This is a genomic window from Amycolatopsis sp. H20-H5 (assembly GCF_035828755.1).
GTDB lineage: Bacteria > Actinomycetota > Actinomycetes > Mycobacteriales > Pseudonocardiaceae > Amycolatopsis.
The window spans coordinates 127,051-148,546 of record NZ_JAYMZS010000011.1 but is presented as its reverse complement, the minus strand read 5'-3'; the positions used below and the strand labels follow the sequence as shown (position 1 = coordinate 148,546).

Here is a 21,496-nt window from a genome sequence, read left to right as displayed (position 1 = left end):
TCCGGGTTGTCCGGTCCCGCCGTCTGTGCTTTACTTTCGGTGGTCTCGTTTTTTGTGTTCGTGTTGGCTCACGCTCGCAGAACTCAGCGGGCGTAGTGCGGCCACCGGCGCAAGCCGAGGGAAGCAAACCGTCTGACCTTGACCCGGGTTGCTGACGTGGCTTCCTGATTTTGTTTGTTACACATGGAGATTTTTTTATGACTCAGGGCACCGTGAAGTGGTTCAACTCCGAGAAGGGGTTTGGCTTCATCACCCCCGACAACGGCGGCGGCGACGTCTTCGTGCACTACAGCGAGATCCAGGGCAACGGCTTCCGTAGCCTCGAGGAGAACGCGCGCGTCGAGTTCGAGATCGGCCAGGGCGCCAAGGGCCCCCAGGCTACCGCGGTCAACGTCATCTGATTGACCCCCAGACTTAGCCTGTTCCCAGAGGCTTGAGTAAAATTTAGAAGCTGGCTTTTCTCTTTGTCGGCTGGAAAAGAGCCGTCACCCGTTCGGGGTGGCGGCTCTTTTTGTATGCTCGCCCCCATGATCGAGAGCACCTACACCGTCACCGGGATGTCCTGCGGCCACTGCGCGCAGTCCGTCACCGAAGAGCTCACCGGCCTCGCGGGCGTCGCCGAGGTCACGGTCGACGTCTCGACCGGCCGCGTGACCGTCCGCGGCGAGGCCGCGCTGCCCGAGTCCGACGTCCGCGCGGCGGTCGAGGAGGCCGGCTACCAGCTGGCCGAAACCCTTTCGGTCTAACAGGTCCCAGAAGCCCCTGAAGGCCACCTTCACAGCGTTTTACGCCGTGAAGGTGGCCTTCAGGGACCTCGTGATTCCCGGACGGAAACGGCCGCTGCTACCGGACACCGTCGCGCTGCTCGTGGTGTCGAGCCTGCTCCCGGCGCTGGTGCTGGTCAGGGCGGCGGACTCGACCGCGATCGTGCTGTGCGTCATCGCGCTGGGCACGCTCATCGAGCTGAGTGTGACCGCGATCGTCGCGGTCGGCCTGGTGGACATGGCGGTCTCGGGCACGGTGGGCCGCATCGGCGTGTCCGACACGCTGGTCGACATCGGCATCATGCTGGTGCTGCTCCTGGTGGGGCCCAACCGGCGCCAGTACGAGGTCCAGGCACTGCAGACGGCGGCGCTGCTGGAGCAGACCAAGCTCGCGCAGGCCGATGCACGCGCGCGCCGCCGCGCTCGACGAGCGCACCCGGATCGCGCGGGAGATCCACGACGTGCTCGCGCATTCGCTGGGAGCATTGGGTGTTCAGCTCGAACTCGCGGAGGTCCTGCTCGCCGAGAAGTCCGATGTGGACGCCGCGCTGGCTGGCGGCCGACGGGCTGGCCGAGGCGCGCAACGCCGTCGCCGCGCTGCGCCGCGACGTCCTCCCGCTGGCGAAAACCCTGGAGGCGCGCATCGGCGCGCATCGGCGGGATCACCGGACCGAGGTGGACTTCGCGTCGCGCGGAGAGGCAGCGACGGCGCTTGAGGCGTTGACGAACGCCGCGAAACACGCGCCCGGCCAACCCGTGGAGCTGCGGCTGGAGTTCGAAACCGAGGTGGTCCGGTTGCGCGTCCGCAACGAACTCCCCGGCGGCGCCGGGCGGCTGCCGGGCGAAGCCGGGTTCGGCCTTACCGGGATGGGTGAGCGGCTCGCGCTGGCCGGTGGCAGTCTGACCTCGGGCCGGGATGGATCATGCTGGTGGCTGACGGCGGAGGTGCGAGCTTGATCAAGGTGGTCGTGGTCGACGATCAGCAGGTGATGCGCGAGGGACTGGCCGCGCTGCTGGATCTGCTCGACGACGTCGAGGTGGTCGGCATGGCGGCGGACGGGCGGCAGGCGCTGGATCTGCTCGGCCACGTCGCGGCCGACGTCGTCCTGATGGATCTCCGGATGCCGGTGCTCGACGGGGTCGAGGCGACCCGCGCGGTCACCCGGCACCATCCGGGCACGGCCGTCGTGGTGCTCACGACGTACGCGGACGACGCGTCCATCTCCGGCGCGCTCCTGGCGGGCGCGCGGGGGTACCTGACGAAGGACGCCGGACGCGCGGAGATCGCCGCCGCACTCCGCTCCGCCGTCGCCGGGAACGCGACGTTCGCCGCGAAGGTGTCAGACCGGCTGATCGCCGCGTTGGACGCCCAGCCCGCACCGCGGGTCAGGGCGAAGCGGCCGCGCGGGCTCACGCTGCGCGAGGCGGAGGTGCTGAAGCTGATCGGCACCGGGCTGAGCAACCCCGAGATCGCGGCCAGCCTGTTCATCGGCGAGGCGACGGTGAAGACGCACATCAACAACTCGTTCGCCAAGCTCGGCGTGCGCAACCGTGCGGAGGCCGTCCGCTTCGCCCTGGAAAACGGACTCTGACCCGGTGAATGCCCCGGCAGATCGCGCACAGCAGATCACACAGTGGTGACACACGGCGGTGTCGTTGGCCGCGATCCGGCCGACTCGGCTACCTTCTTGCGGGTATGCCTGATGGGGAGGAACGGCGATGACGAGCACTGCGACGCGGCCGGAGGCGCCGGGCACGCCCGTCGTGCCCGTGCCGCCCCCGGCACCGGACGGCCGTAGCGGTATCGCCGGCCTGCTGGAGCTGCCCGGCAACGCGGTGCGGGTGGTGGTCCGCTCCGCCGCGACGACCCCCGGCAGACTTTCGGTGATCGCCGTCGGCCTGGTGCTGCTCGCGCTGATCGCCGGGCTCGTGGCGACGGTGTCCGTGCAGAACAAGAAGGACACGATCAACGGCCTGATCGACCACCGCGAGCCCCTGGCCGCGGCCGCGCAGGAGGTGTACCGCTCGCTTTCGGACGCCGACGCGACGGCGGCGAGCGCGTTCCTCTCGACCGGCACCGAGCCGCGCGAGCTGAGGCAGCGCTACGAACAGGCCATCGCGCAGGCCGGGGCCGCGCTCGCGAAGGCGGCGTCCGACTCCGCCGGTGTGGCCAACGCCGCCGAGAAGGTCGACATCCTCAGCCAGCAGCTGCCGGTCTACACCGGCCTCATCGAGACGGCCAGGGCGAACAACCGCCTCGGCTACCCCGCGGGCGCGTCCTACCTGCGGGAGGGTTCCGAGCTGCTGCGCGCCAAGGTGCTGCCCGCGGCGCAGGACCTCTACCGCATCGACACCGACAGGCTCGCCCAGGAGCAGGACGACGCGACCGGCTTCCCGTGGCTCGCCACGCTGCTGATGCTCGCGCTGCTCGCGGCGCTGATCGTCACCCAGGTGTACCTGACCCGGCGGACCAACCGGCTGCTCAACGTCGGGCTGGTCGTCGCGTCGGTGTCGGTCGTGGTGGCGCTGCTGTGGGGCACGGTCGCACTCGTCGTGCAGGGCAGCCTCGTCGCGAGCGGGCAGGACAACGGCACGCACCAGGTGGACGTGCTCGTCCGCGCGCGGATCGCGGCGCTGCAGGCCCGCGCCGACGAGACGCTGACCCTCGTCGCGCGCGGCGACGGCGCGCCCTACGAGGCGGACTTCAAGCAGCTCGCCGGGCAGCTCGGCGGCCCGGACGGCAAGGGCGGCCTGCTGTCGGAGGCACAGGGCCTCGCCGACGGCCAGGGCCCCGCCGGGCAGATCGACGCGGCCATCCAGGACGCGAGCGCCTGGTTCAAGGCGCACACCCTGGTCCGCGTCAACGACGACCGCGGTGACTACCAGGACGCGGTCGACCTGGCCATCAAGGAGAACGACAAGGGCACCGCGGCGGCGACGTTCCTGAGTCTCGACCGCAACCTGCTGGCCGCGATCAACATCGGGCGCCAGCAGTTCCTCGACGACACGCACGACGCGAACGGCGCGCTGACGCTGCTGGCGCCGGGCCTGGCGGTGCTGTCCGTGATCGCGCTCGCGGGTGCGACCATGGGCATCCGGGAACGGCTGAGGGAGTACCGGTGAAGATGCGACGCGATTCGGTTCGGCTCGGGGTACTCGCCGTGGTGGCGATGCTCGCGGCGGCCTGCGGCGACGCGGGCAAACCGGTGGACCCGGCGCCGATCGGCTCCGTGCAGCCGCCGCAGCCCGCCCACGTGGGCGGCGCGGACCCCAGTAAGGGCGGCGGCGGGACGGCCGACACCAGCTGCGACCCGAAGGCCAGCCTGTCCCCGAACGGTGTGGGCCTCACCGGTTTCTCGGCCGCCTCGACGATGGGGAAGATCAAGCAGCGCGGCAAGCTGGTCGCCGGGGTCGACCAGACCAACTTCCTGTTCGGCTTCCGCAACCCCACGACGGGCAACCTCGAGGGTTTCGACATCGACATGGTCAAACAGGTCGCCAAGGCCATCTTCGGCAGTGACGAGGGCCGCGTGCAGTACCGCGCGATCCCGTCCTCGCAGCGGGAGAACGTGCTGAAGGACCACCAGGTCGACATCGTGGTCCGGACATTCAGCATCACCTGCGACCGCAAGAAGCGGCTGGGTTTCTCGTCGGTGTACTACGTCGCCGGGCAGCGGATCCTGGTCGACGGCAACTCGCAGGTGAAGCAGCTGTCCGACCTTTCGGGCAAGCGCGTGTGCGCGACGGCGACGTCGACCTCGCTGACGAAGATCGCGACGGACCCGTCGAAGCCGGTGCCGGTTTCGGTGGACAACTGGTCCGACTGCCTGGTGATGCTGCAGCAGGGCCAGGTCGACGCGGTGTCGACGGACGACGTGATCCTGGCGGGCATGGCCGCGCAGGACCCGACGCTGAAGATCGTCGGCGACCGGTTCACCGAGGAGAACTACGGCATCGCGGTGCCGATCGAGAACGACGACATGGTCCGCTATGTCAACGCCGTGCTCGAAGGTGTGCGGAACGGGCCGTGGCAGGCGAGCTACAAGCAGTGGCTCGGCTCGCGCCTTCCCGAGGCCAGCCCGCCGCAGGCGACGTACCAGTAGGACCTCAGGCGATCGGCGGGCGGGGTGAGAAGCCGAGCTGTGCCGAAACGGTCCCGGCCGCCGCGGCCAGCCGCCGTCCCGCCTCGTCCAGCCGGGGGCCGAGGCGGCGTTTCGGCGCCGAGATGTTGATCGCGGCCACCGCCCGGCCGCGGAAGTCGCGGATCGGGGCCGACGCCCCCACCAGGCCCGCCTCGAACTCCTCGTCCTCGGTGCCGTAGCCGAGTTCGCGGAACCGGTTGACCACCACGCACAGCTCCGGCACCGTCCTGGTGCGCGTGGGGTGCTCGCCGCACAGCGGTTCCGCGTTCCCGAACCGGACGTACAGCTGATCCGGCGTCGAGTCCATCAGCAGCACCCGCCCGGCCGAGGTGCACGCCGCGTGCGCGGGCTCGCCCTCCCAGTCCGGCATGCGGAACGAATGGCCCGGCGACACCGAAAGCACCGTCAGCACGTCCCGTTCGCGCAGGACGCACAGGTGGGTGGTCTCCTCGAACTCGCCGGACAGCCGCCGCATCACCGGCTCGGCGACCCTGGCCAGCCGGTTCGCGGTGGTCCGCGCCGCCAGCGAGAACAGCCGCCAGCCGAGCTGGTACTCCAGGTTGTCCGGGTTCCGTTCGACGATCCCGGCGTCCGCCAGCGCCTTGAGCGCCCTCGACACCTGGCTCTTCTCCCGGCCGGTCAGCTGCGCGAGCCGCACGACCCCGAGCCCGCCGCGCTGGGCCGCTTCGTCGGAGGCCAGCGCGTCGAGCAGGTCGACGTCGCGCCGCAGACCGTGGCCGCGTTCGGCTGAGGGCATGTGACCAGCATAGTTGCCGTCAGTGCAACGACCGTTGCGATCTTCGCCGCGGCCTTGCCGGTGCTCGCCCGGCGCGCTTACGTTCGGCAGGACTTCCGACGGGAGCGAACTTGAAGATCATCGACATCACCCTCGACCGCCTCTCCCTCGACCTCGATCCGCCGTTCCACGCGGCCTGGGATCCCGTACCCCGCACGCGTTTCGACGCCACGATCGTGCGGGTGCACACCGATTTCGGCCTCGTCGGGATCGGCTCCGGCGATGCGATGGACGGCTTCGAGGCCTACCGGCACCTGTTCCTCGGCACTGATCCGCTCGACATCCTCAACCACGTCCGCACGCTCGAAACCGTGAGTTTCCACGGCGCCCGCTACTGGCCGCTGGAGGCCGCGCTGTGGGACCTCGTCGGCAAAGTGGCCGGGCTGCCCGTCGCCACGCTGTTCGGCAACTCGGCCCGGCGGCTCAAGGCGTACGCCTCGACCGGTGAGATCCGCACGCCCGAAGCCAGGGTCGAGTCGGCCGAAAAGCTTGCCGCGCAAGGGTTTCGCGCGCTCAAGCTCCGGATCGACCGGACCGGGCTCGACGAGGGGGTCGAGGTCGTGCGGGCGGTGCGCGAGGCGCTGGGTGACCGGGTCGAGATCATGGTCGACCTCAACCAGTCGTGGCGGATGGCGGGCGACGTCGAACCGGCGCTCGACTACGCGGCCGTGCGCGGGGTGGTCCGCAGGCTCGCCGAGCTGGACGTCTTCTGGGTCGAGGAGCCGCTGCCCTACGCCGACGCCGCCGGATTTCGCGCGCTGCGCGCCGAGACCGGCGTCCGCGTCGCGGGCGGCGAGATGCACCCGTCGACCACGGAACTGCTGCGGTACCTGGAAACCGACGCGCTCGACGTCTACCAGATGGACGTCGTGCTGGCGGTCGGGATGCACCGCGCCCGCACGCTGGCCGAGCTCGCGCAGCTCAAGCACCGCCAGTTCACCCCGCACAGCTGGAGCAACGGCATCGGCCTGCTGGCCAACCTGCACGTCAGCGCCGGGGTCGGCGGCGGCCCGTACTTCGAATTCCCGTACGACCCGCCGGGTTGGACGCCGCAGCGTCGCGATTTCATGCTGGAGCGGCCGATCATGATCGACGCCGACGGCTACCTGGCCGTGCCGCCCGCCCCCGGTCTCGGCATCCGGCTCGACGAGGCCGTCATCGACGCCACCCGGCTGGAGGCCTGATGGACCGCACGCACGCCCACTGGCTCGAAGCCGCCGCCAGCTTCGTTCCGCGCCAAGGACTTTTCGTCGAAGGGTCCTTTGTGGACGCCGCTTCCGGCGACACCTTCGTGACCCGCTCGCCCCGTGACGGGCTCAAGCTCGCCGACGTCGCCGCCGGTGACACCGAGGACGTCGACAGGGCCGTTCGCGCGGCCCGCCGGGCGTTCGACGACGGCCGGTGGCGCGACCAGAGCCCGGCGCGGCGCAAGGCCGTCCTGCTGGAACTCGCGGCGTTGATCCGGGACAACGCCGAGGAGCTGGCGCTGGCCGAGACCCTCGACGTCGGCAAGCCGATCGGCGAGTCTCTGCGCGTCGACGTCGAGAAGACGGCCGCGACCTTCGCCTGGTACGCCGAGGCGCTGGACAAGCTCTACGGCGAGATCGCGCCGACCGGCCAGGACGCGCTGGCGCTGATCACCCGCGAGCCGCTGGGCGTGATCGGCGCGGTGGTGCCCTGGAACTACCCGCTGATGATCACGGCCTGGAAACTCGCGCCCGCGCTGGCGACCGGGAACTCGGTGGTGCTCAAGCCCGCCGAGCAATCCCCGCTGTCCTCGCTCGTGCTGGCCGCGCTCGCCGCCGAGGCCGGGTTGCCCGATGGGGTGCTCAACGTGGTCACCGGGTTCGGCGACACGGCCGGTCGCGCGCTCGGGCTGCACCCGGACGTCGACAAGATCGCCTTCACCGGCTCGGTGCCGGTCGGCCGCGCGTTCCTGCGTTACGCCGGGGAGTCCAACGGCAAGCTCGTGTCGATCGAGTCCGGCGGCAAGTCGCCGCAGCTCGTGCTCGCCGATGTGTCCGATGTGGACAAAGCGGCCGAGTCGATCGCCTGGGGCATCTGCTACAACGCGGGCCAGACCTGCAACGCCGGTTCGCGCCTGGTCGTGCACGAGTCGATCGCGGACGAGCTCGTCGAGAAGGTGCGCAAGGTGACCGGGGGGTTCGTCGTCGGCGACCCGCTCGATCCCGCGTCCACGCTCGGCGCGCTGGTGGACGAACGGCAGCTCGACACCGTGCTCGGGTACGTCGAACTCGGCCGGGCCGAGGCCGGGGCGGTCCACGGCGGCCGTCGGCTGCGCGCGGACTCCGGCGGCTACTTCGTCGAACCGGCCGTGCTCCAGGACGTTCCCCGTGGTGCGCGGGTCGCGCAGGAGGAGATCTTCGGGCCGGTGCTGACCACGACCACCTTCGCCGAGACCGGGCAGGGGGTCGCGATCGCCAACGACAGCCGGTTCGGCCTCGCCGCCTCGGTGTGGACCAGAGACGTCGGCACCGCGCACCGGGTCGCGAGGCGGCTGCGGGCCGGGACGGTATGGGTCAACACCTTCGACGCCAGCGACGTCATCACCCCGTTCGGCGGGTTCAAGGACACCGGCGGCGGCCGGGACAAATCCTTGCAGGCCTTCGACTTCTGCACCGGTATCAAGACCACCTGGATCGACCTATGTCCTTAGTAGACGGAAAGCTCAGCATCGCGGGCGAGGCCCGCGTCGAGTTCGGCGTCGGCGCGCTGGCCACGCTCCCGGCGTTGCTGGCCGATGCCGGGCACCGGCGTGCTTTTGTGGTCACCGACCAGGGCCTGCGGGCGACCGGCGTGCTCACCAGGGTGCTGCGCGTGCTCGCGTCGGCGGGGATCGAGTACGACTGCTACGAGGGCGTCACCCCGAACCCGTCGACGTCGCTGGTGGCCGAAGGCGCCGTGGCGGCCAGGGAGTTCGGCGTCGCGGCCGTGGTCGCGGTCGGCGGCGGTTCGGCGCTCGACGCGGCCAAGGCCATCGCGCTCGGCTCGGCGCTTCCGGGCAGCGTGGTCATCGCGGTGCCGACGACCTCGGGCACCGGCGCCGAAACGAACGGGTTCGGCGTCATCGAAGACCTTTCGCGCCGGTGCAAGGTGTACGTGGGCGACGAGCGCGTCCGTCCGCGCGCGGTGGTGCTCGATCCGGAGCTGACCATCGGCCTGCCGCCGCGGATCACCGCCGCGACCGGGGTCGACGCGCTCGTGCACGGGATCGAATCGCTGTCCTCACGGCGCGCGAACCCGCTTTCGGTCGCCTACGCCACCCAGGCCGTCACGATGGTGGCGCGCTGGCTGCCGGTCGCGGCCGCCGACGGCACCGATCTCGAAGCCCGCGGGCAGCTGCTGCTCGGCGCCCACCTCGCCGGTCGCGCGCTGACGCTGTCCGGGCTCGGTCTCGTGCACGGGTTCGCCCACGCCATCACGGCCACCCTCGGCACGCCGCACGGGGTGGCGCTCGCGGCGGTGCTCGAACCCGTCATGCGCTACTCCGCTGTCGTCGCGCAGGGCGCGTACGCGCAGGTGGCGAGGGCCATGGAGACGGCAGACGCGATCGAAGGGGCGGCGGAACTGGTCGCCGCGGTGGGTCTGCGAACCCGGCTGGCGGACCTCGGCGCGGACCGCGCGCAGCTCGCCGGGATCGCCGCGGGGGCACTGGCCGACGCGGTCACCGCCAACACGCCGCTGCTGCCGTCGGAGGCCGAAGCCGTCGACCTGCTCGTCGCCGCGTTCTGACATCCGGCGCCGGTGCTCTTCACGACCGGTGACCGGGCCCGGCGTACTAGGATCACTCCTGGACTTGGTCGCGGGGATCTCGGGAGGTAGCAGTGTCGGAGGAGTCAGGCCGTCCTCGGCACGCGGCGCCGGACGAGGAGCCGCCGGGCGACAAGCCCTCCTGGACCCCGCCCCCGCCGGTGCGCTGGGACTTGCCGGAGCCGTCCATCTCGGGACGTCTCGAGCTGTCGGCGGACAAACCCGCTCCCGGGCGACCGGCCGGGCCCGCCGCCGAGCAGACCGTCTTCCACGCGCCCGTGCAGCGGCCCACGGGGCCGCCCCAAGGCCAGCCGCCGCAGGGAAACCCGGCACCGGGCAGCCAGTCCCAGAGCAGCCAGTCCCAGAGCAGCCAGCCGCAGGGCAGCCCGGCACAGGGCTGGCCGGGTCAGGTGTCCCAGGGTCAGCCGCCGCAAGGCCAGCCTCAGGGGCAGCTGCAGCAGGGTCAGCCGCCGCGAGGTCCGTTCGCCCAGCCGCCGCAGGGACAGCAGCCGCAGGGACAGCAGCGTCCGGCCGCGCCGGGTTCGGAGGACCTGACCAAACGGCCCGGTGAGATGACGCCGGTGACGCCGCCGGTCCGCCCGCCGTGGCAGGACGAGTCCCCGCAGCCGACCAGCGTGTTGTCCATGCCCACCCCCGAAACGCAGAGCATCATGCCACCGGCGCCACGGGTCGATCCCGGTCCCGGCGTGGTGCTGCCGGACCCTGGCACCGAAAGCGTCCTGCCCGAGCGCAGCAGCGAAAGCCGCGGCACGGGCACCGGAACCGGGCACGGCACCGGGGCGGGTACGGGTTCCGGCTCGTTCCCGGGCTCTTCGCGGCGGACGTCTTCGCGGACGTCGCGGCGTGGCAGGCTCGGCGCCGGGCTCGTCGACGTGCCGCAGGTGCCCTATCGCGATCCGGCCTCCGCGGTCATCGACAACCCGATGGTGTCGGAGGAAAAGCGCTTCTGCAGCAATTGCGGCGAGAAGGTCGGTCGAGGCAAGGACGGCAAGCCGGGCAGTCCCGAGGGCACCTGCGGGAACTGCGGTACGGCGTTCTCGTTCGTGCCTAAGCTGCAGCCGCAGGAGATCGTCGGCGGCCAGTACGAGGTGCTCGGCGCGCTCGCGTACGGCGGGCTCGGCTGGATCTACCTCGCGCAGGACCACAACGTCAGTGACCGCTGGGTGGTGCTCAAGGGCCTCATCGACACCGGGGACGCGACGGCGATGCTGGCCGCGGTGAACGAGGTGCGGTTCCTCGCCGAGGTCGAGCACCCGAACATCGTCAAGATCCACAACTTCGTCCAGCACCCGGACAGCCAGAGCGGCACGACCGTCGGCTACATCGTGATGGAGTACGTCGGCGGCCAGTCGCTGCGCCAGCTCGCGCTCGCCCACCACCGGGAGACCAAGCGGCCGGAGCCGCTGCCGATCGGGCAGGTCATCGCGTACGGGCTGGAGATCCTGCCCGCCATGGGCTACCTGCACGGCCAAGGGCTGCTGTACTGCGACCTCAAGCCCGACAACGTCATCCAGACGCACGAGCAGCTCAAGCTGATCGACCTCGGCGCCGTCCGCCGCACGGACGACTACGAGAGCCCGCTGTTCTTCACCACCGGCTACAGCGCGCCCGAGCTGGCGACGCACGGCGCGTCTGTCGCCTCGGATTTGTATACAGTCGGCCGGACGCTCGCGGTGCTGAGCTTCGAGTTCACCGGCTACACGAGCAAGTACAAGACCACGCTGCCCGGCCCGGACGTCGTGCCGCTGTTCTCGCTGTTCGGTTCGTACCACCGGTTCCTCAAGCGGGCCACGCACGTCGACCCGGATCGCCGGTTCATCGCCGCCGAGGAGATGGGCGACCAGCTCACCGGCGTGCTGCGCGAGATCATGGCGCTGGGCACCGGCAAGCCGCGGCCCGGCGCGTCGACCGTGTTCGGGCCGGAGAGCCGGACGTTCGGCGTCGACATGGTGGTCCCGGAGCCGGGCGCCGCGGTGCCGCTGCCCGACGCCGCCGAGGTCGTCGCCGGGCTGCCGATCCCGCAGGTCGACACGGACGACGCGGCGGCGGGTGTGCTCGCCACGACCACCGCGCTCGACCCGAAGGGCGCGATCGAGGCCTTGGCGGGCGCGCCGCGCGAGTCGATCGAGGTCCGGCTGCGGATCGTCCGGGCACGGATCGAGCTCGCCGAGTTCGTCGAGGCGCAGCGGCAGCTGCAGGCGGCCCAGTACCTGGCGATCAAGGCGGGTTTCCCGCACGACTGGCGCATCGACTGGTACCGCGGCCTGATCGAGCTGGCAGGCGGCCGTTCGCGCGTCGCGCACGTCGCGTTCGGCGCGGTCTACGACGAACTGCCCGGCGAGATCGCCCCGAAACTGGCGCTGGCCGTCAGCGCCGAGGGCGTCGGAGACTACTTCGGCGCGGCCCGCTTCTACGAGCTGGTGTGGCGAACGGACCGCTCATACGTGAGCGCCGCCTTCGGCCTAGCCCGCGTCTACCTCGCCCAGGGCGCCCGGACGAGCGCGATCGAGGTCTTGGAAGCGGTACCGGTCTCCTCAAGCCACCACGTCGCGGCCCAGGTGGCGGCGATCAAGATCAAGACCCGCGTGCACGGCGGCGGCAAGGACCCGATCACGGTCTCCGAGCGGGATCTGGTCGACGCCTCCACCCGGCTGGAGCGCCTGACGCTCGACGCGGAACGACGCACCCGTCTTTCGGCGGAAGTCCTGGAAGCGGCCTACGACTGGGTCCTGGCACCCCAGGGCGAGCCGACGCAGGGCGCGAAAGTCCTCGGCTGCGCACTGGACGAGCGTGACCTGCGCTTCGGCCTCGAACGCTGCTACCGCACCCTGGCCCGGCTGGCCGGAACCATGGACCAGCGCGTCGAACTCGTCGACAAGGCCAACGCCATCCGCCCCCGCACCCTCACCTGACCAAGTCCCTGAAGGCCACCATGACGGCGTATTACGCCGTCATGGTGGCCTTCAGGGACAGTCAGAGTCATGAGGGGCTCCCGAAACCCGTCACCGGCCTCCAAGACTCGGCAACGCCGGTCCTTGGACTTCTGGACTTCACGGTGTTCAGTCCCGTCCCGTCAAGACTCAGTCTCTCCAGGGCGTTCTTTCAGACTTGCACCGGACACGCACCACTAAAACCCAGCCACCACGGTTTCGCCGGGACCACAGGGTCTCCGCCGAGCTCTGCGAGGTGGAGACTTCACGCCGCGCGCCTCTTTTAGGCCCGCCAGGGCCTACCAACTCGCGACGGTAGGTCGCCCCCTTACAAGCAAAAGCCGCACTTACGCTGGGTGCCAGGGGCGACCTGGCGGCGCGAGTTTGTGAGCGCGCTGGCCAAAAAACACAGGCTTCTAGCCGCACCTCAGGACTAAACCACAAATCAGGGGTTGATCTCCCAGTCTTGACGGTCCTTCTTGGCCTTCTCGTGCGCGTCGGCCAGCTTCCGCATGGCCTCGACGTCCCCATGGGTCGTGAAGTGCTCGACCCCGACGATCACGAACAACGCCCTGGCCCGCACCGCGACCGGCCCATCGGCGGCGTCGAGGTGCCCGGCGGCGCTGACGTAGACCTTCCGGCCCGCGACGCCGTCGAGCTTGGCCGCGATGTGCAGCGTCGAGCCGACCGGCACGGGGCGCAGGAAGTCGGTTTCCAGCTTCCCGGTGACCGCGGGCTTGCGCAGCAGGTTGCCGACCGTCGCGCCGAGCGCCTCGTCGAACGCGCACGCCAGCAGGCCGCCGTGGGCGAGCCCCGGCGCGCCCTGATGGGCGGCGGTGACGGTGAACAGCGAGTGCACGGTCTGGCTTTCGCCGACCGCCGACCGCAGGTGCAGCCCGGCTTCGTGGGCGTCCCCGCAACCGAAGCATTCGTCGAAATGGACGCCCAGCTTGGTACCGGGCGCCGGCGCCTTCGGGTGGGCGACCGGCGGCTCGACCTCGACGGGCGGCCAAGACGGGGTGAGTCGGCTCATGCCCTGACGTTAACCCGCGGGTAGCCCACGGCCCCTGGCAGGTCCGTGCGCTGGGAAAATAGGACGCGGAGTGGTCGGTTAATTTCGGACAGTAGAAGGTTTCTTCTCGTTCTGCCGATTAATCACGAGGAGGGAAGACTGTGGGGATGAACTGGACTGGAGCAGTGGGAGAAGCGCGGAGGAGGTTGTCGCCAGCATGAGTGACGCAGCGACAGGAACACCGGCTGTAGACGAGAAGACCGTCAAAAGAGCGGTCCTCGCGTCGGCGATGGGTAACGCGACCGAGTGGTACGACTACGGAGTGTTCACCTCGGGTGCGATCGCGCTCAGCATCGGCTCGGTGTTCTTCCCCGGTGAAGGCAACGAAGTCCTGAAGTCACTGGCGCTGGTCGCCGTGGGTTTCATCGTACGCCCGTTCGGCGGCGCGTTCTTCGGTCCGCTCGGCGACAAGCTCGGCCGCCAGAAAGTGCTCGCCATCACGATCCTGCTGATGTCCGGCTGCACGTTCCTGGTCGGCGTGCTGCCGACCTACAGCGGTTCGTACAGCATGGGCATCGCGGCACCGATCTCCATCCTCCTGCTCAGACTCATCCAGGGCTTCTCGACCGGCGGTGAATACGGGGGAGCGGCGACCTTCATCGCCGAGTACGCGCCGACCAAACGCCGGGGGTTCTTCGGCAGCTTCCTCGAACTCGGCACGCTGGCCGGCTATGTGCTCGGCAACCTCGTGGTCCTCACGGTGACGTTGTCGCTCAGTGCGCAGCAAGTCCACGACTGGGGCTGGCGGCTTCCGTTCTTCATCGCGCTGCCGCTCGGGCTCGTCGGGCTCTACCTGCGGTCGAGGCTCGAGGACACCCCCGAGTTCCGGCGTATGGAGGCCGAGAGCGGCAAGCCGAAGAAGGCGCCGCTCAGGGAGACGCTGGTGCGCAACTGGCGGATGATCATGAACCTGATCGGGATCGTCCTGCTGCTCAACATCGCCGACTACATGCTGCTCACGACGATGCCGACGTACTTCACGAACACGTTGAAGATCAACGACAACACGTCGACGCTGATCATCGTCGGCGTCGAACTCGCCCAGATGGCGCTGATCTTGCCACTGGGTGCGCTGTCCGACCGGATCGGCCGGAAACCGCTGCTGAAGGCGGCGGCGTTCGGGTTCCTCGTGCTGAGCTGGCCGTCGATCAAGCTGATGCAGGCGGGCAGCCTGCTCTGGCTGGTCGTCGGGTTCGCCATCGTGGCGTTCCTGCTGGTGCTGATGCTGGCCGTGATCGGTTCGACGTTCCCGGCGATGTTCCCGACGCGCGTGCGGTACGGCTCGTTCGCCATCGGTTACAACGTGTCGACCTCGCTGTTCGGTGGTACCTGCGGGGTCATCGTGACCGCGTTGATCCAGAGCACGGGCAACAAGGACTGGCCGGCGTACTACCTGATGGCCGCCGCGCTGATCGCGCTCATCCCGATCTTCAAGATTCCCGAGACGTCCCAGGTGCCGATCGAGCAGATCGACACCGAGACGCCCGAAAAGGTCGCGGTCGTGCGCTGAGGCTTCTCTCCTGCGTAAAAACACAGGTGCCCCCGTCTGGTCAGGACGGGGGCACCTGTGTTTACGCGAAAGGATCAGCTGACGATCTCGGCCATCTCGACGCGAGGAGCGAAGCGCTTACGGGACCAAGCCGCCAGTGAGCCGGCAATCACTACGGCAACTCCGGCTTCGATGATCAGTGCTGCGAAGACCATGTGCTTCCTCCTCGAGTTCTCGGGCCGGCCGCGGTGGCCGGCTGAGCGATGGGTGTGCGGCCAAGGGGACCGTCACCTGGCATATCGCCACGAGCAGGCTCGGTATTTCGTCGAAAACCCACCGAAAGCGGTGACCTCCGACACCTTTGTTACGGCCCGGTTAACGGGCGTCCATGCAGGGCGAACGCGCCGTCAGGGTGCCTTGGAGGTCGTCGGTGCTTGAGGCGCCGCGGGGCGCGTCGCGGAGGTTCGTGGCGGGACCACCCGGCTGGGGGCGTCCTGGCTGGTCGACGGGCCCGCCTTCCTCGTGGGCGACACGTTCGGCCTGGTCGCCGGGGCCAGGGGCGCGGGCGTGCTGGACGGCTCCACGGTGGGCGGGACCGGGGACGGCTCGATCTCGGTCACCGACAATCCCGGACCCGCGGGCTGGACAGGTTCACTCGGGCCGGAGCCGCCGCGCAGCCCCACGGTGAGCGCCACGGCGGCGATCACCGCCACCGTGGCCGCCGAACTGCCAGCCACCGCCAGCCGTTTGCGCCGCCGCCGGATCCGGCCGCCGCGTTCGATGATGCCCGTCGCGTCGAAACCCAGCGGCGGGCCGGTCGTGGCGCCGCCCAGGATGATCCGGACGTCGTCGTTCCCGTCTGTCACGTCTCCCATGTCACCTCCCATCGCGGACCCCGCTGATCGCCAGCTCGGTGAAGTGCGGACCCAGTCGTTTGCGCAGGGTGGCCAGGCCACGCGAGCTCTGGCTCTTGACCGTGCCGGTGCTGCACCCCAGGGTGGCGGCCGTTTCCTCGACGCTCAGATCGTCGAAGAAACGCAGCACCAGCACGGCACGCTGTTTTGGCGCCACGCCCCCGAGGGCGTGGCGTACCAGCATCTCCTGCTCGGTCCCCGTCTGCTCGGCGGGAACCTCGGGCAGGGCGTCGGTGAGCTTTTCCCGCTTGCGCCACGCCCGCCGGTGCTCCGAGAGGAAGGTTCGGAGCACGATCTTGCGGGCGTAGGCGTCGAGCGCGTCGTGCCGGGACAGCCGCGGCCAAGCCAGGTACAGCTTGAGCAGCGCGGCCTGGGTGATGTCCTCGGCCTGGTGCCAGTCCCCGCACAGCAGGTACGCCGTCGAGCGGAGACTGTGCGCGCGCTCGCCGAAGTACCGGGCGAACTCACCGTCGAACGGTGAGCCCGGCCCGGTCGACGGGAGGCGGCTGAGCGTCAAGTGGTTACTGGCCGTCCGTAATGGCAGGCAGGTGCAGGTCCCCGGTGGGCCCGGCGGGCACGGCCCGCGGGACACGCGGCTTGGAGCCGTCGCGCGTGGGAGCCGGAACCACCCCGCGGCTTTCCGTCGGCGCGTTCGTCACCTGCGGGGGCCTGGTGGAGGTGGGGACGGCTGAGGGCGCCGGTGCCTGGGTGACCGTCGGCGGCGCGGACGGCTTCGGCTGCGCCGTGGCCATGGTCGTGCCCATCACGGCGCCGCCGGCCAGCAGCAGTGCGCCCACGGAAAGTGCGATGCGAATACGCAAGTCTTCTCCTCGATCCCTGGCACCGCGCACTTCCGGCGGCGCCTCTGCCGTTAGACATGCGCTCACCAGTCCTAGGAGACTGCTGAATAACAGCGTTCGGATGATTGATCAAATATGAAAGCGCTGGTCAGGCGACTTCAATTGATCTTCAGATCGACTTATTCAGCGGTCTCCTAGGTGCCCACGACTGAGGCGCCCACGGCCGGTGACCGTGCCTAGGTGCCCACGACTGAGGTGCCCACGACTGAGGCGACCACGACTGAGGCGACCGCACCTAGGTGACCACGGCTGAGGCGACCCAAGTCTTTTGATCCCTTGAAGTCGCGCGTTTTGGCCGCCAGGCCCCGCTAACACGGCTGCGGGCCGCCCCCAAGCCCATCGCGACCGATGTCGGCAAGGAGCGGCCCGTAGACGTGTTCGCGGTCGCGCGATAATTAAACAGCCGGTCGCGCGATAATTAAACAGCAGACAGTTTGGTCCAGGAGGCCCAGTCGTAGGTCCAGTCGTTGTAGTCGCCGTCCTTCGGGCCCAGCTGCTGGGTGCTTCCGGTGATCTCCACCGGGTCACCGGGCAGGACGCCGTCGAAGTACTCCTTGGCGTTCGTCGGCGACAGGTTCAGGCAGCCGTGGGAGATGTTCTTCTTGCCCTGTGCCCAGATGGAAGCGGCCAGGCCGTGGATGAACTCGCCGTTGTTGGAGATGCGTACGGCCCACGGGACCACGACGTTCTCGTAGTGGTACTTCGGGTTGCTCATCGCGTACGTCGACTGCTTCGACATCACCACGTGTGTGCCGCTGTGGGTGACCCGGCCGGGGTCGGAGTCGAGGCCGTAGCTCACCGGGTAGTCCGCGATCTGCGCGCCGTCCCGGATGACCTGCATTCGGTGGGTTGTCGGGTCGCCCTTGACGATCTGCGAGCGGCCGATGGTGAAGGCCGCCGAGACGTCCTGCTTGCCGTACGTGCCTTCGCCGATCTTGACGCCGTAGATCTTGGCGTTGACCTTCACGGTCGTGCCCGGCTTGAAGTACTCGTGCGGGCGCCAGTGGACCGAGGTGTCACCGTCGAGCCAGGCCCAGGAGCCTTCGGTCTTCGGGGTGGTCTCGACCGAGAGGGTCTTCTCGACGGCGGCCTTGTCGGACACGCGGCCCGGGAAGGTCAGCGCGATCGGCATCGCGATGCCGTAGGTCTGGCCGTCTCCGACGTTGAGGCTCGCCGACTGCTGCCGTTTCGGCTTCACCGTGGTGAAGGAGCCGCTGATCGGCGCCGGCTTGCCGTCGGTGCCCGTCGCCTCGCCGGACCAGGTGTACGTCTTGCCGTAGCCGAGCTGCTCGGTGGTCTTCCAGCTCTTCTTGTCCGCGGACGGCTCCCCGGCGACCTGCTTGCCGTCCGGGTTGGTCAGCGTCACCGTTTTGACGGTGCCCTCGGCCACCGTGATCTGCACCGGCTCGCCGGGCGCGACGTCCGCCGCGCCACCCGCGGGCTGCACCGTCACCTTGGCGGGCTGACCCGACGGCGCCTGGTTGCCCGGCGCGACCGGGACCCCGCCCTGGGTACCGCTCGCGGAGACCGTCGGCTCACTGCTGCACGCCCCCAGCGTGAGCGCCGCGACCAGCCCCAGCACCGCACCGGCGGTGGCCCTCTTGTACTTCCCCGACCCGAATGTCACCTGTATGCCCCAATCTCCCCTATACCCCCACAATGACGCCTGAACAGCCTCGGACGTTGATCGCCGACGCAGTGACACGCGTCACAGCCACCCCGGCGGCGGTTAACGCGGGGAACATGCCTGACTCCAGGCTGTATCCGGTGATCACCGCGGGTCTGCGTGCGGTGACAGACTATCCGGTGGCACCGACAAGATCGTGACGAGCTGTACGACGTTCCGGTGACATCGCCGGGCGGTTGGCCCATCCGCTGTATCACGGGGTTCAGATTTGGCCAGATCCCGGTACCCTCAACGGAGGCTGTCGTTTTGCGTGTTCGTGGCTTCACACTCGCGGAACTTCTGACGCGAGCAGTGAGCCGCACGCTCTTTGCTCTACTCGTTGGAACCGCCCGGGACGGTCTGGGTGTCACCCCGGTGGCACTCGAAGCGGCTCTGTAACGAGGAGTAAAGCGGTGGCGCAAGGCACTGTGAAGTGGTTCAACGCGGAGAAGGGCTTCGGCTTCATCGCGCAGGATGGCGGCGAAGGCGACGTTTTCGTTCACTACTCGGAGATCGACGGTCGCGGTTTCCGCACCCTCGAGGAGAACCAGCGAGTGGAGTTCGAGGTCGGTCAGGGGCAGAAGGGCCCGCAAGCCCAGAAGGTCCGCCCGATCTGAGTCAGGTCCTCCGGCGCGGTTGAAGGCCAGAGCGAAGAAAAGCCCCCGGCGATCCGTCGCCGGGGGCTCTTTCCGTGTTCAGGGGCCGTCCGCTCAGCGGTGGCGGCCGGCGGGTTCCTGCGCGAAGGCGTCGGCGTCGAACTTGAACTCGTCGGTCATCGCTTCTTCGTGGCGGCGCTGCTGTGCCGAGGAGGCCTGGCCTTCCCACGACAGGCGCTCGAGGATCCATTCCTGGGCCAGCGCCTGCGGGGAGGTCTCCCGCTCGCGGGCGATGTCCTTGAGCTGCTCACTGGCGATCACGCTGAGGCGGAGCTGGAAAACCTGCGCCTCGCCGAAGCGCTTGCCGGTACCGGTGCTCTCCGGGTCCGACTCGGGGGCGAGTGCGGCGAGGTAGCTGGTGAGTTCGTGGTCCTCGACGACCGCTTCGGCTCCCTTGCTGCTGGAGGCGTTGCGGTGCCGTCCGGGGTTGACGGCCTTGAGGTTCGTACGACTGCTCAGGTGGCCTAGCGAAGGAAGGGGCACGTCCCCACGATAACGGTTAGGTCTCGGCAAGCAAACACCTGTGAGCCACGACACACCCTCAACTGGCCCAACCCAACCCCGAACGGCCCACGCAAACGATCACGGAAAGTACGAACAACCAGCGAAACAAAGTCGGATTCTTTGCTTTTCCACTCAGCGCAACCACGCTGGTTCGTGACGTGCCGCACCGTGGGGGTCCGGGGGCTCGGCCCCCGGGGGTAATGACGGGGGACTCCCCGCGAAGGCGCAAAGCGCCGAACGGGGAATAGGAGAGGCCCCCGCGCCAGGGGGAGGAACGCGGGGGCCGGAGGGGATCTCCACAGGTGCTGACCGGGGGTGTGTCAGCTCCTTGATTGTTGCACGAGTTCGGGGGATCGGCGAGTGGGCCGCGGGAAAATTCCACCCGAGGTGTCACTTGTGCGTTGCCTGTGGTTCATCTTCGCCGGTAGCGCTGTGTTGTGCGGAGCGTGGCGACAGGTTCACTCTCCGGGGGGCTGTGTATGGCGCCCGGCGCTGGCTAGCCTCGCGGCCAAAGCATTCCAAGAGCCGTGGAGGAGCAATGAGCGGGTCACTCGAAGTTCGACAGTTCCTCCTTCGGTACGAAGGCGCTGACACGGGGAATCCCGCGTTGGCGGCCGGTGTGCCGACCCAGCGAACGAGTCACTCCGATTCGCAACGGGTATCCGACGATCAAGTGCGACGGGCCAGGCTGGCCGTCGCGAACGGTGCGCTGGGGGTGGAGGACTGCATGCAGTTGCTGGACATGCTGGGCCTCACCCTCGACGACGGTGGGCAGGCGCCAATTCAGCGGTGAACGGCTTTCGGGCAGCGGAATGGCCCGGCTGCACACCCCCTGGTCGCGCAGCCGAGCCATTCTGGTGAAAAATCTACTGAACGGCTCGATAATCGGCAACGAATTTCCGTCCGCAGGGAGCTGATCGCCACGTTTTCGCGTGCGGACCCGATGTGGTCACCGTATCCGTAACGGTGTTTCTTTTTGTTCGGTAAAGAATCCCGGCGGCAGTGCGCGGACGATTCCCGTCCGCGCAGAAGCGCGCCGACGTCAAACACCACCACCTCGGGTCGCCGCCTCGACGCGAGCGCCCGGCGTGCCCGGAGGTGTCCCCGCGAGGGCAGTCGACGAGTCGTTCGGGCCTTCCCGCGCGGGCTGTTCGGGTCCCCGCTACCGCCGCCCGCGCGAGTGCTCCCGGACGCCGCACCTACGCGGAGTCATCACTCAGCGGTTCGCGTCGACCTTTCGGGTGTCGATACGTCCATCTGGGCGACTGGCAGCTGATCCGGCTCGGTCGGCGTCCCTGACTCGCACTGTTCGCCGTCCGGCCACGTGTGGACCCGATCGCTGGCTCCGCAGCTTGTCCAATGGGTGTTGTCGCAGGTCCCAGGCCTGTGCGGGCTTAGTGGGTCCCCCTGGTGGAAGGCCGGATGGGCGTGCCCTATGCTTGTGTTCGCTCCCGGGGATGCCTGAGAGCGCGGTCGGTCGGTTCGCCGAACTGACCGGGCTCCCATCGTCCAGCGGCCTAGGACTCCGCCCTTTCAAGGCGGCAACGCGGGTTCGAATCCCGTTGGGAGTACGCAGTACAGCAGTGATAAGTTCATAAGTGACGCAGTACGCAAGGCCCTGTGGCGCAGTTGGTTAGCGCGTCGCCCTGTCACGGCGAAGGTCGCGGGTTCGAGTCCCGTCAGGGTCGCAAGATCGTTCGGCTCCAGGCCGGCGTTCCCGGCCAGGTAGCTCAGTTGGTACGAGCGTCCGCCTGAAAAGCGGAAGGTCGCCGGTTCGACCCCGGCCCTGGCCACCGCTCTCAAAGACACAATCAACCCCCACCAGTGACACGGTGGGGGTTGTTTGCGTTCCGGGGCAACTCGCCTCGTCCCCGGCAAGTCCCTGAAGGCCACCTTCACGGCGTTTTACGC

Annotated in this window: 22 protein-coding genes and 3 tRNA genes; 17 read left to right on the top strand and 8 right to left on the bottom strand. The window is 69.0% G+C overall.

From position 1 onward, the window contains the following. Positions 1 to 197: 197 nt before the first annotated feature. Positions 198 to 401, top strand: coding sequence for a cold-shock protein (locus QMK34_RS09200; protein ID WP_326413267.1), 204 nt, complete (start codon positions 198 to 200; stop codon positions 399 to 401). Between the two features lie 126 nt (positions 402 to 527). Continuing rightward, on the top strand, positions 528 to 746 hold the full coding sequence (locus QMK34_RS09195) for a heavy-metal-associated domain-containing protein (protein WP_326413266.1): 219 nt from the start codon (positions 528 to 530) through the stop codon (positions 744 to 746). A 39-nt stretch (positions 747 to 785) separates the two neighbouring features. On the opposite strand, the gene QMK34_RS09190 is transcribed toward QMK34_RS09195, so the two are convergent. After that, on the bottom strand, positions 786 to 1,058 hold the full coding sequence (locus QMK34_RS09190; protein ID WP_326413265.1) for a hypothetical protein: 273 nt from the start codon (positions 1,056 to 1,058) through the stop codon (positions 786 to 788). Between the two features lie 107 nt (positions 1,059 to 1,165). Between QMK34_RS09190 and QMK34_RS09185 the strand changes: the two genes are divergently transcribed. The 5 genes from QMK34_RS09185 to QMK34_RS09165 all read left to right on the top strand — a co-directional run bounded on the left by QMK34_RS09185 (position 1,166) and on the right by QMK34_RS09165 (position 4,867). Next, positions 1,166 to 1,480 (top strand): histidine kinase, encoded by a 315-nt coding sequence (locus QMK34_RS09185; RefSeq protein ID WP_326413264.1) that lies wholly within the window; start codon positions 1,166 to 1,168, stop codon positions 1,478 to 1,480. Positions 1,481 to 1,484: 4 nt separating this feature from the next. After that, positions 1,485 to 1,721: a hypothetical protein gene (locus QMK34_RS09180; RefSeq protein ID WP_326413263.1), complete on the top strand. Its 237-nt coding sequence runs from the start codon at positions 1,485 to 1,487 to the stop codon at positions 1,719 to 1,721. Next, positions 1,718 to 2,356: a response regulator transcription factor gene (locus QMK34_RS09175; RefSeq protein WP_326413285.1), complete on the top strand. Its 639-nt coding sequence runs from the start codon at positions 1,718 to 1,720 to the stop codon at positions 2,354 to 2,356. The genes QMK34_RS09180 and QMK34_RS09175 overlap by 4 nt, the downstream gene beginning before the upstream one ends. Positions 2,357 to 2,483: 127 nt before the next feature. Continuing rightward, positions 2,484 to 3,887: a hypothetical protein gene (locus tag QMK34_RS09170; RefSeq protein WP_326413262.1), complete on the top strand. Its 1,404-nt coding sequence runs from the start codon at positions 2,484 to 2,486 to the stop codon at positions 3,885 to 3,887. A gap of 2 nt (positions 3,888 to 3,889) precedes the next feature. Next, positions 3,890 to 4,867, top strand: a complete 978-nt coding sequence (locus QMK34_RS09165; protein ID WP_326413284.1) for a glutamate ABC transporter substrate-binding protein — start codon at positions 3,890 to 3,892, stop codon at positions 4,865 to 4,867. A gap of 4 nt (positions 4,868 to 4,871) precedes the next feature. Here QMK34_RS09165 and QMK34_RS09160 read toward each other — a convergent pair whose 3' ends face one another. Further along, positions 4,872 to 5,663, bottom strand: coding sequence for an IclR family transcriptional regulator (locus QMK34_RS09160; RefSeq protein ID WP_326413261.1), 792 nt, complete (start codon positions 5,661 to 5,663; stop codon positions 4,872 to 4,874). A 110-nt stretch (positions 5,664 to 5,773) separates the two neighbouring features. On the opposite strand from QMK34_RS09160, the gene QMK34_RS09155 reads away from it, so the two are divergent. From QMK34_RS09155 to QMK34_RS09140, 4 genes are all read left to right on the top strand, one after another. Continuing rightward, a complete protein-coding gene (locus QMK34_RS09155) occupies positions 5,774 to 6,886 on the top strand; it encodes a mandelate racemase/muconate lactonizing enzyme family protein (RefSeq protein ID WP_326413260.1) in 1,113 nt (370 codons plus the stop codon). Next, complete coding sequence (locus QMK34_RS09150; protein ID WP_326413259.1) at positions 6,886 to 8,379, top strand: aldehyde dehydrogenase family protein; 1,494 nt, start codon at positions 6,886 to 6,888, stop codon at positions 8,377 to 8,379. Before QMK34_RS09155 ends, QMK34_RS09150 begins: the two co-directional genes overlap by 1 nt. Beyond that, the gene (locus tag QMK34_RS09145) at positions 8,370 to 9,455 is read left to right on the top strand and encodes an iron-containing alcohol dehydrogenase family protein (protein WP_326413258.1); all 1,086 of its coding nucleotides are present in this window, start codon (positions 8,370 to 8,372) and stop codon (positions 9,453 to 9,455) included. Before QMK34_RS09150 ends, QMK34_RS09145 begins: the two co-directional genes overlap by 10 nt. 179 nt (positions 9,456 to 9,634) lie before the next feature. Further along, the gene (locus QMK34_RS09140; RefSeq protein ID WP_442785121.1) at positions 9,635 to 12,406 is read left to right on the top strand and encodes a tetratricopeptide repeat protein; all 2,772 of its coding nucleotides are present in this window, start codon (positions 9,635 to 9,637) and stop codon (positions 12,404 to 12,406) included. Between the two features lie 463 nt (positions 12,407 to 12,869). Here QMK34_RS09140 and QMK34_RS09135 read toward each other — a convergent pair whose 3' ends face one another. Beyond that, the gene (locus QMK34_RS09135) at positions 12,870 to 13,457 is read right to left on the bottom strand and encodes a PaaI family thioesterase (protein WP_326413257.1); all 588 of its coding nucleotides are present in this window, start codon (positions 13,455 to 13,457) and stop codon (positions 12,870 to 12,872) included. Positions 13,458 to 13,653: 196 nt separating this feature from the next. On the opposite strand from QMK34_RS09135, the gene QMK34_RS09130 reads away from it, so the two are divergent. Then, positions 13,654 to 15,006: an MFS transporter gene (locus QMK34_RS09130; RefSeq protein WP_326413256.1), complete on the top strand. Its 1,353-nt coding sequence runs from the start codon at positions 13,654 to 13,656 to the stop codon at positions 15,004 to 15,006. Between the two features lie 386 nt (positions 15,007 to 15,392). On the opposite strand, the gene QMK34_RS09125 is transcribed toward QMK34_RS09130, so the two are convergent. The 4 genes from QMK34_RS09125 to QMK34_RS09110 all read right to left on the bottom strand — a co-directional run bounded on the left by QMK34_RS09125 (position 15,393) and on the right by QMK34_RS09110 (position 18,386). Continuing rightward, positions 15,393 to 15,860 carry a hypothetical protein gene (locus QMK34_RS09125; protein ID WP_326413255.1) on the bottom strand — a complete coding sequence of 156 codons (468 nt, stop codon included), beginning with the start codon at positions 15,858 to 15,860 and terminating at the stop codon, positions 15,393 to 15,395. Between the two features lies 1 nt (position 15,861). Further along, positions 15,862 to 16,416 (bottom strand): SigE family RNA polymerase sigma factor, encoded by a 555-nt coding sequence (locus QMK34_RS09120; protein ID WP_326413254.1) that lies wholly within the window; start codon positions 16,414 to 16,416, stop codon positions 15,862 to 15,864. Positions 16,417 to 16,420: 4 nt separating this feature from the next. After that, complete coding sequence (locus QMK34_RS09115) at positions 16,421 to 16,720, bottom strand: hypothetical protein (RefSeq protein WP_326413253.1); 300 nt, start codon at positions 16,718 to 16,720, stop codon at positions 16,421 to 16,423. A gap of 457 nt (positions 16,721 to 17,177) precedes the next feature. Then, a complete protein-coding gene (locus QMK34_RS09110) occupies positions 17,178 to 18,386 on the bottom strand; it encodes a L,D-transpeptidase (RefSeq protein WP_326413252.1) in 1,209 nt (402 codons plus the stop codon). Between the two features lie 452 nt (positions 18,387 to 18,838). On the opposite strand from QMK34_RS09110, the gene QMK34_RS09105 reads away from it, so the two are divergent. After that, positions 18,839 to 19,042: a cold-shock protein gene (locus tag QMK34_RS09105; protein WP_020669570.1), complete on the top strand. Its 204-nt coding sequence runs from the start codon at positions 18,839 to 18,841 to the stop codon at positions 19,040 to 19,042. A gap of 93 nt (positions 19,043 to 19,135) precedes the next feature. On the opposite strand, the gene QMK34_RS09100 is transcribed toward QMK34_RS09105, so the two are convergent. Next, entirely contained in the window at positions 19,136 to 19,564 is a 429-nt protein-coding gene (locus tag QMK34_RS09100; protein WP_326413251.1) for a hypothetical protein, read from the bottom strand. A 559-nt stretch (positions 19,565 to 20,123) separates the two neighbouring features. Here QMK34_RS09100 and QMK34_RS09095 point away from each other — a divergent pair. The 4 genes from QMK34_RS09095 (at position 20,124) to QMK34_RS09080 (ending at position 21,378) form a co-directional block, all read left to right on the top strand. Then, positions 20,124 to 20,378: a hypothetical protein gene (locus QMK34_RS09095; protein WP_326413250.1), complete on the top strand. Its 255-nt coding sequence runs from the start codon at positions 20,124 to 20,126 to the stop codon at positions 20,376 to 20,378. 705 nt (positions 20,379 to 21,083) lie between these two features. Continuing rightward, positions 21,084 to 21,156, top strand: a tRNA-Glu gene (locus QMK34_RS09090). A 43-nt stretch (positions 21,157 to 21,199) separates the two neighbouring features. After that, a tRNA-Asp gene (locus tag QMK34_RS09085) sits at positions 21,200 to 21,273 on the top strand. A 31-nt stretch (positions 21,274 to 21,304) separates the two neighbouring features. Further along, positions 21,305 to 21,378, top strand: a tRNA-Phe gene (locus tag QMK34_RS09080). Positions 21,379 to 21,496 lie beyond the last annotated feature (118 nt).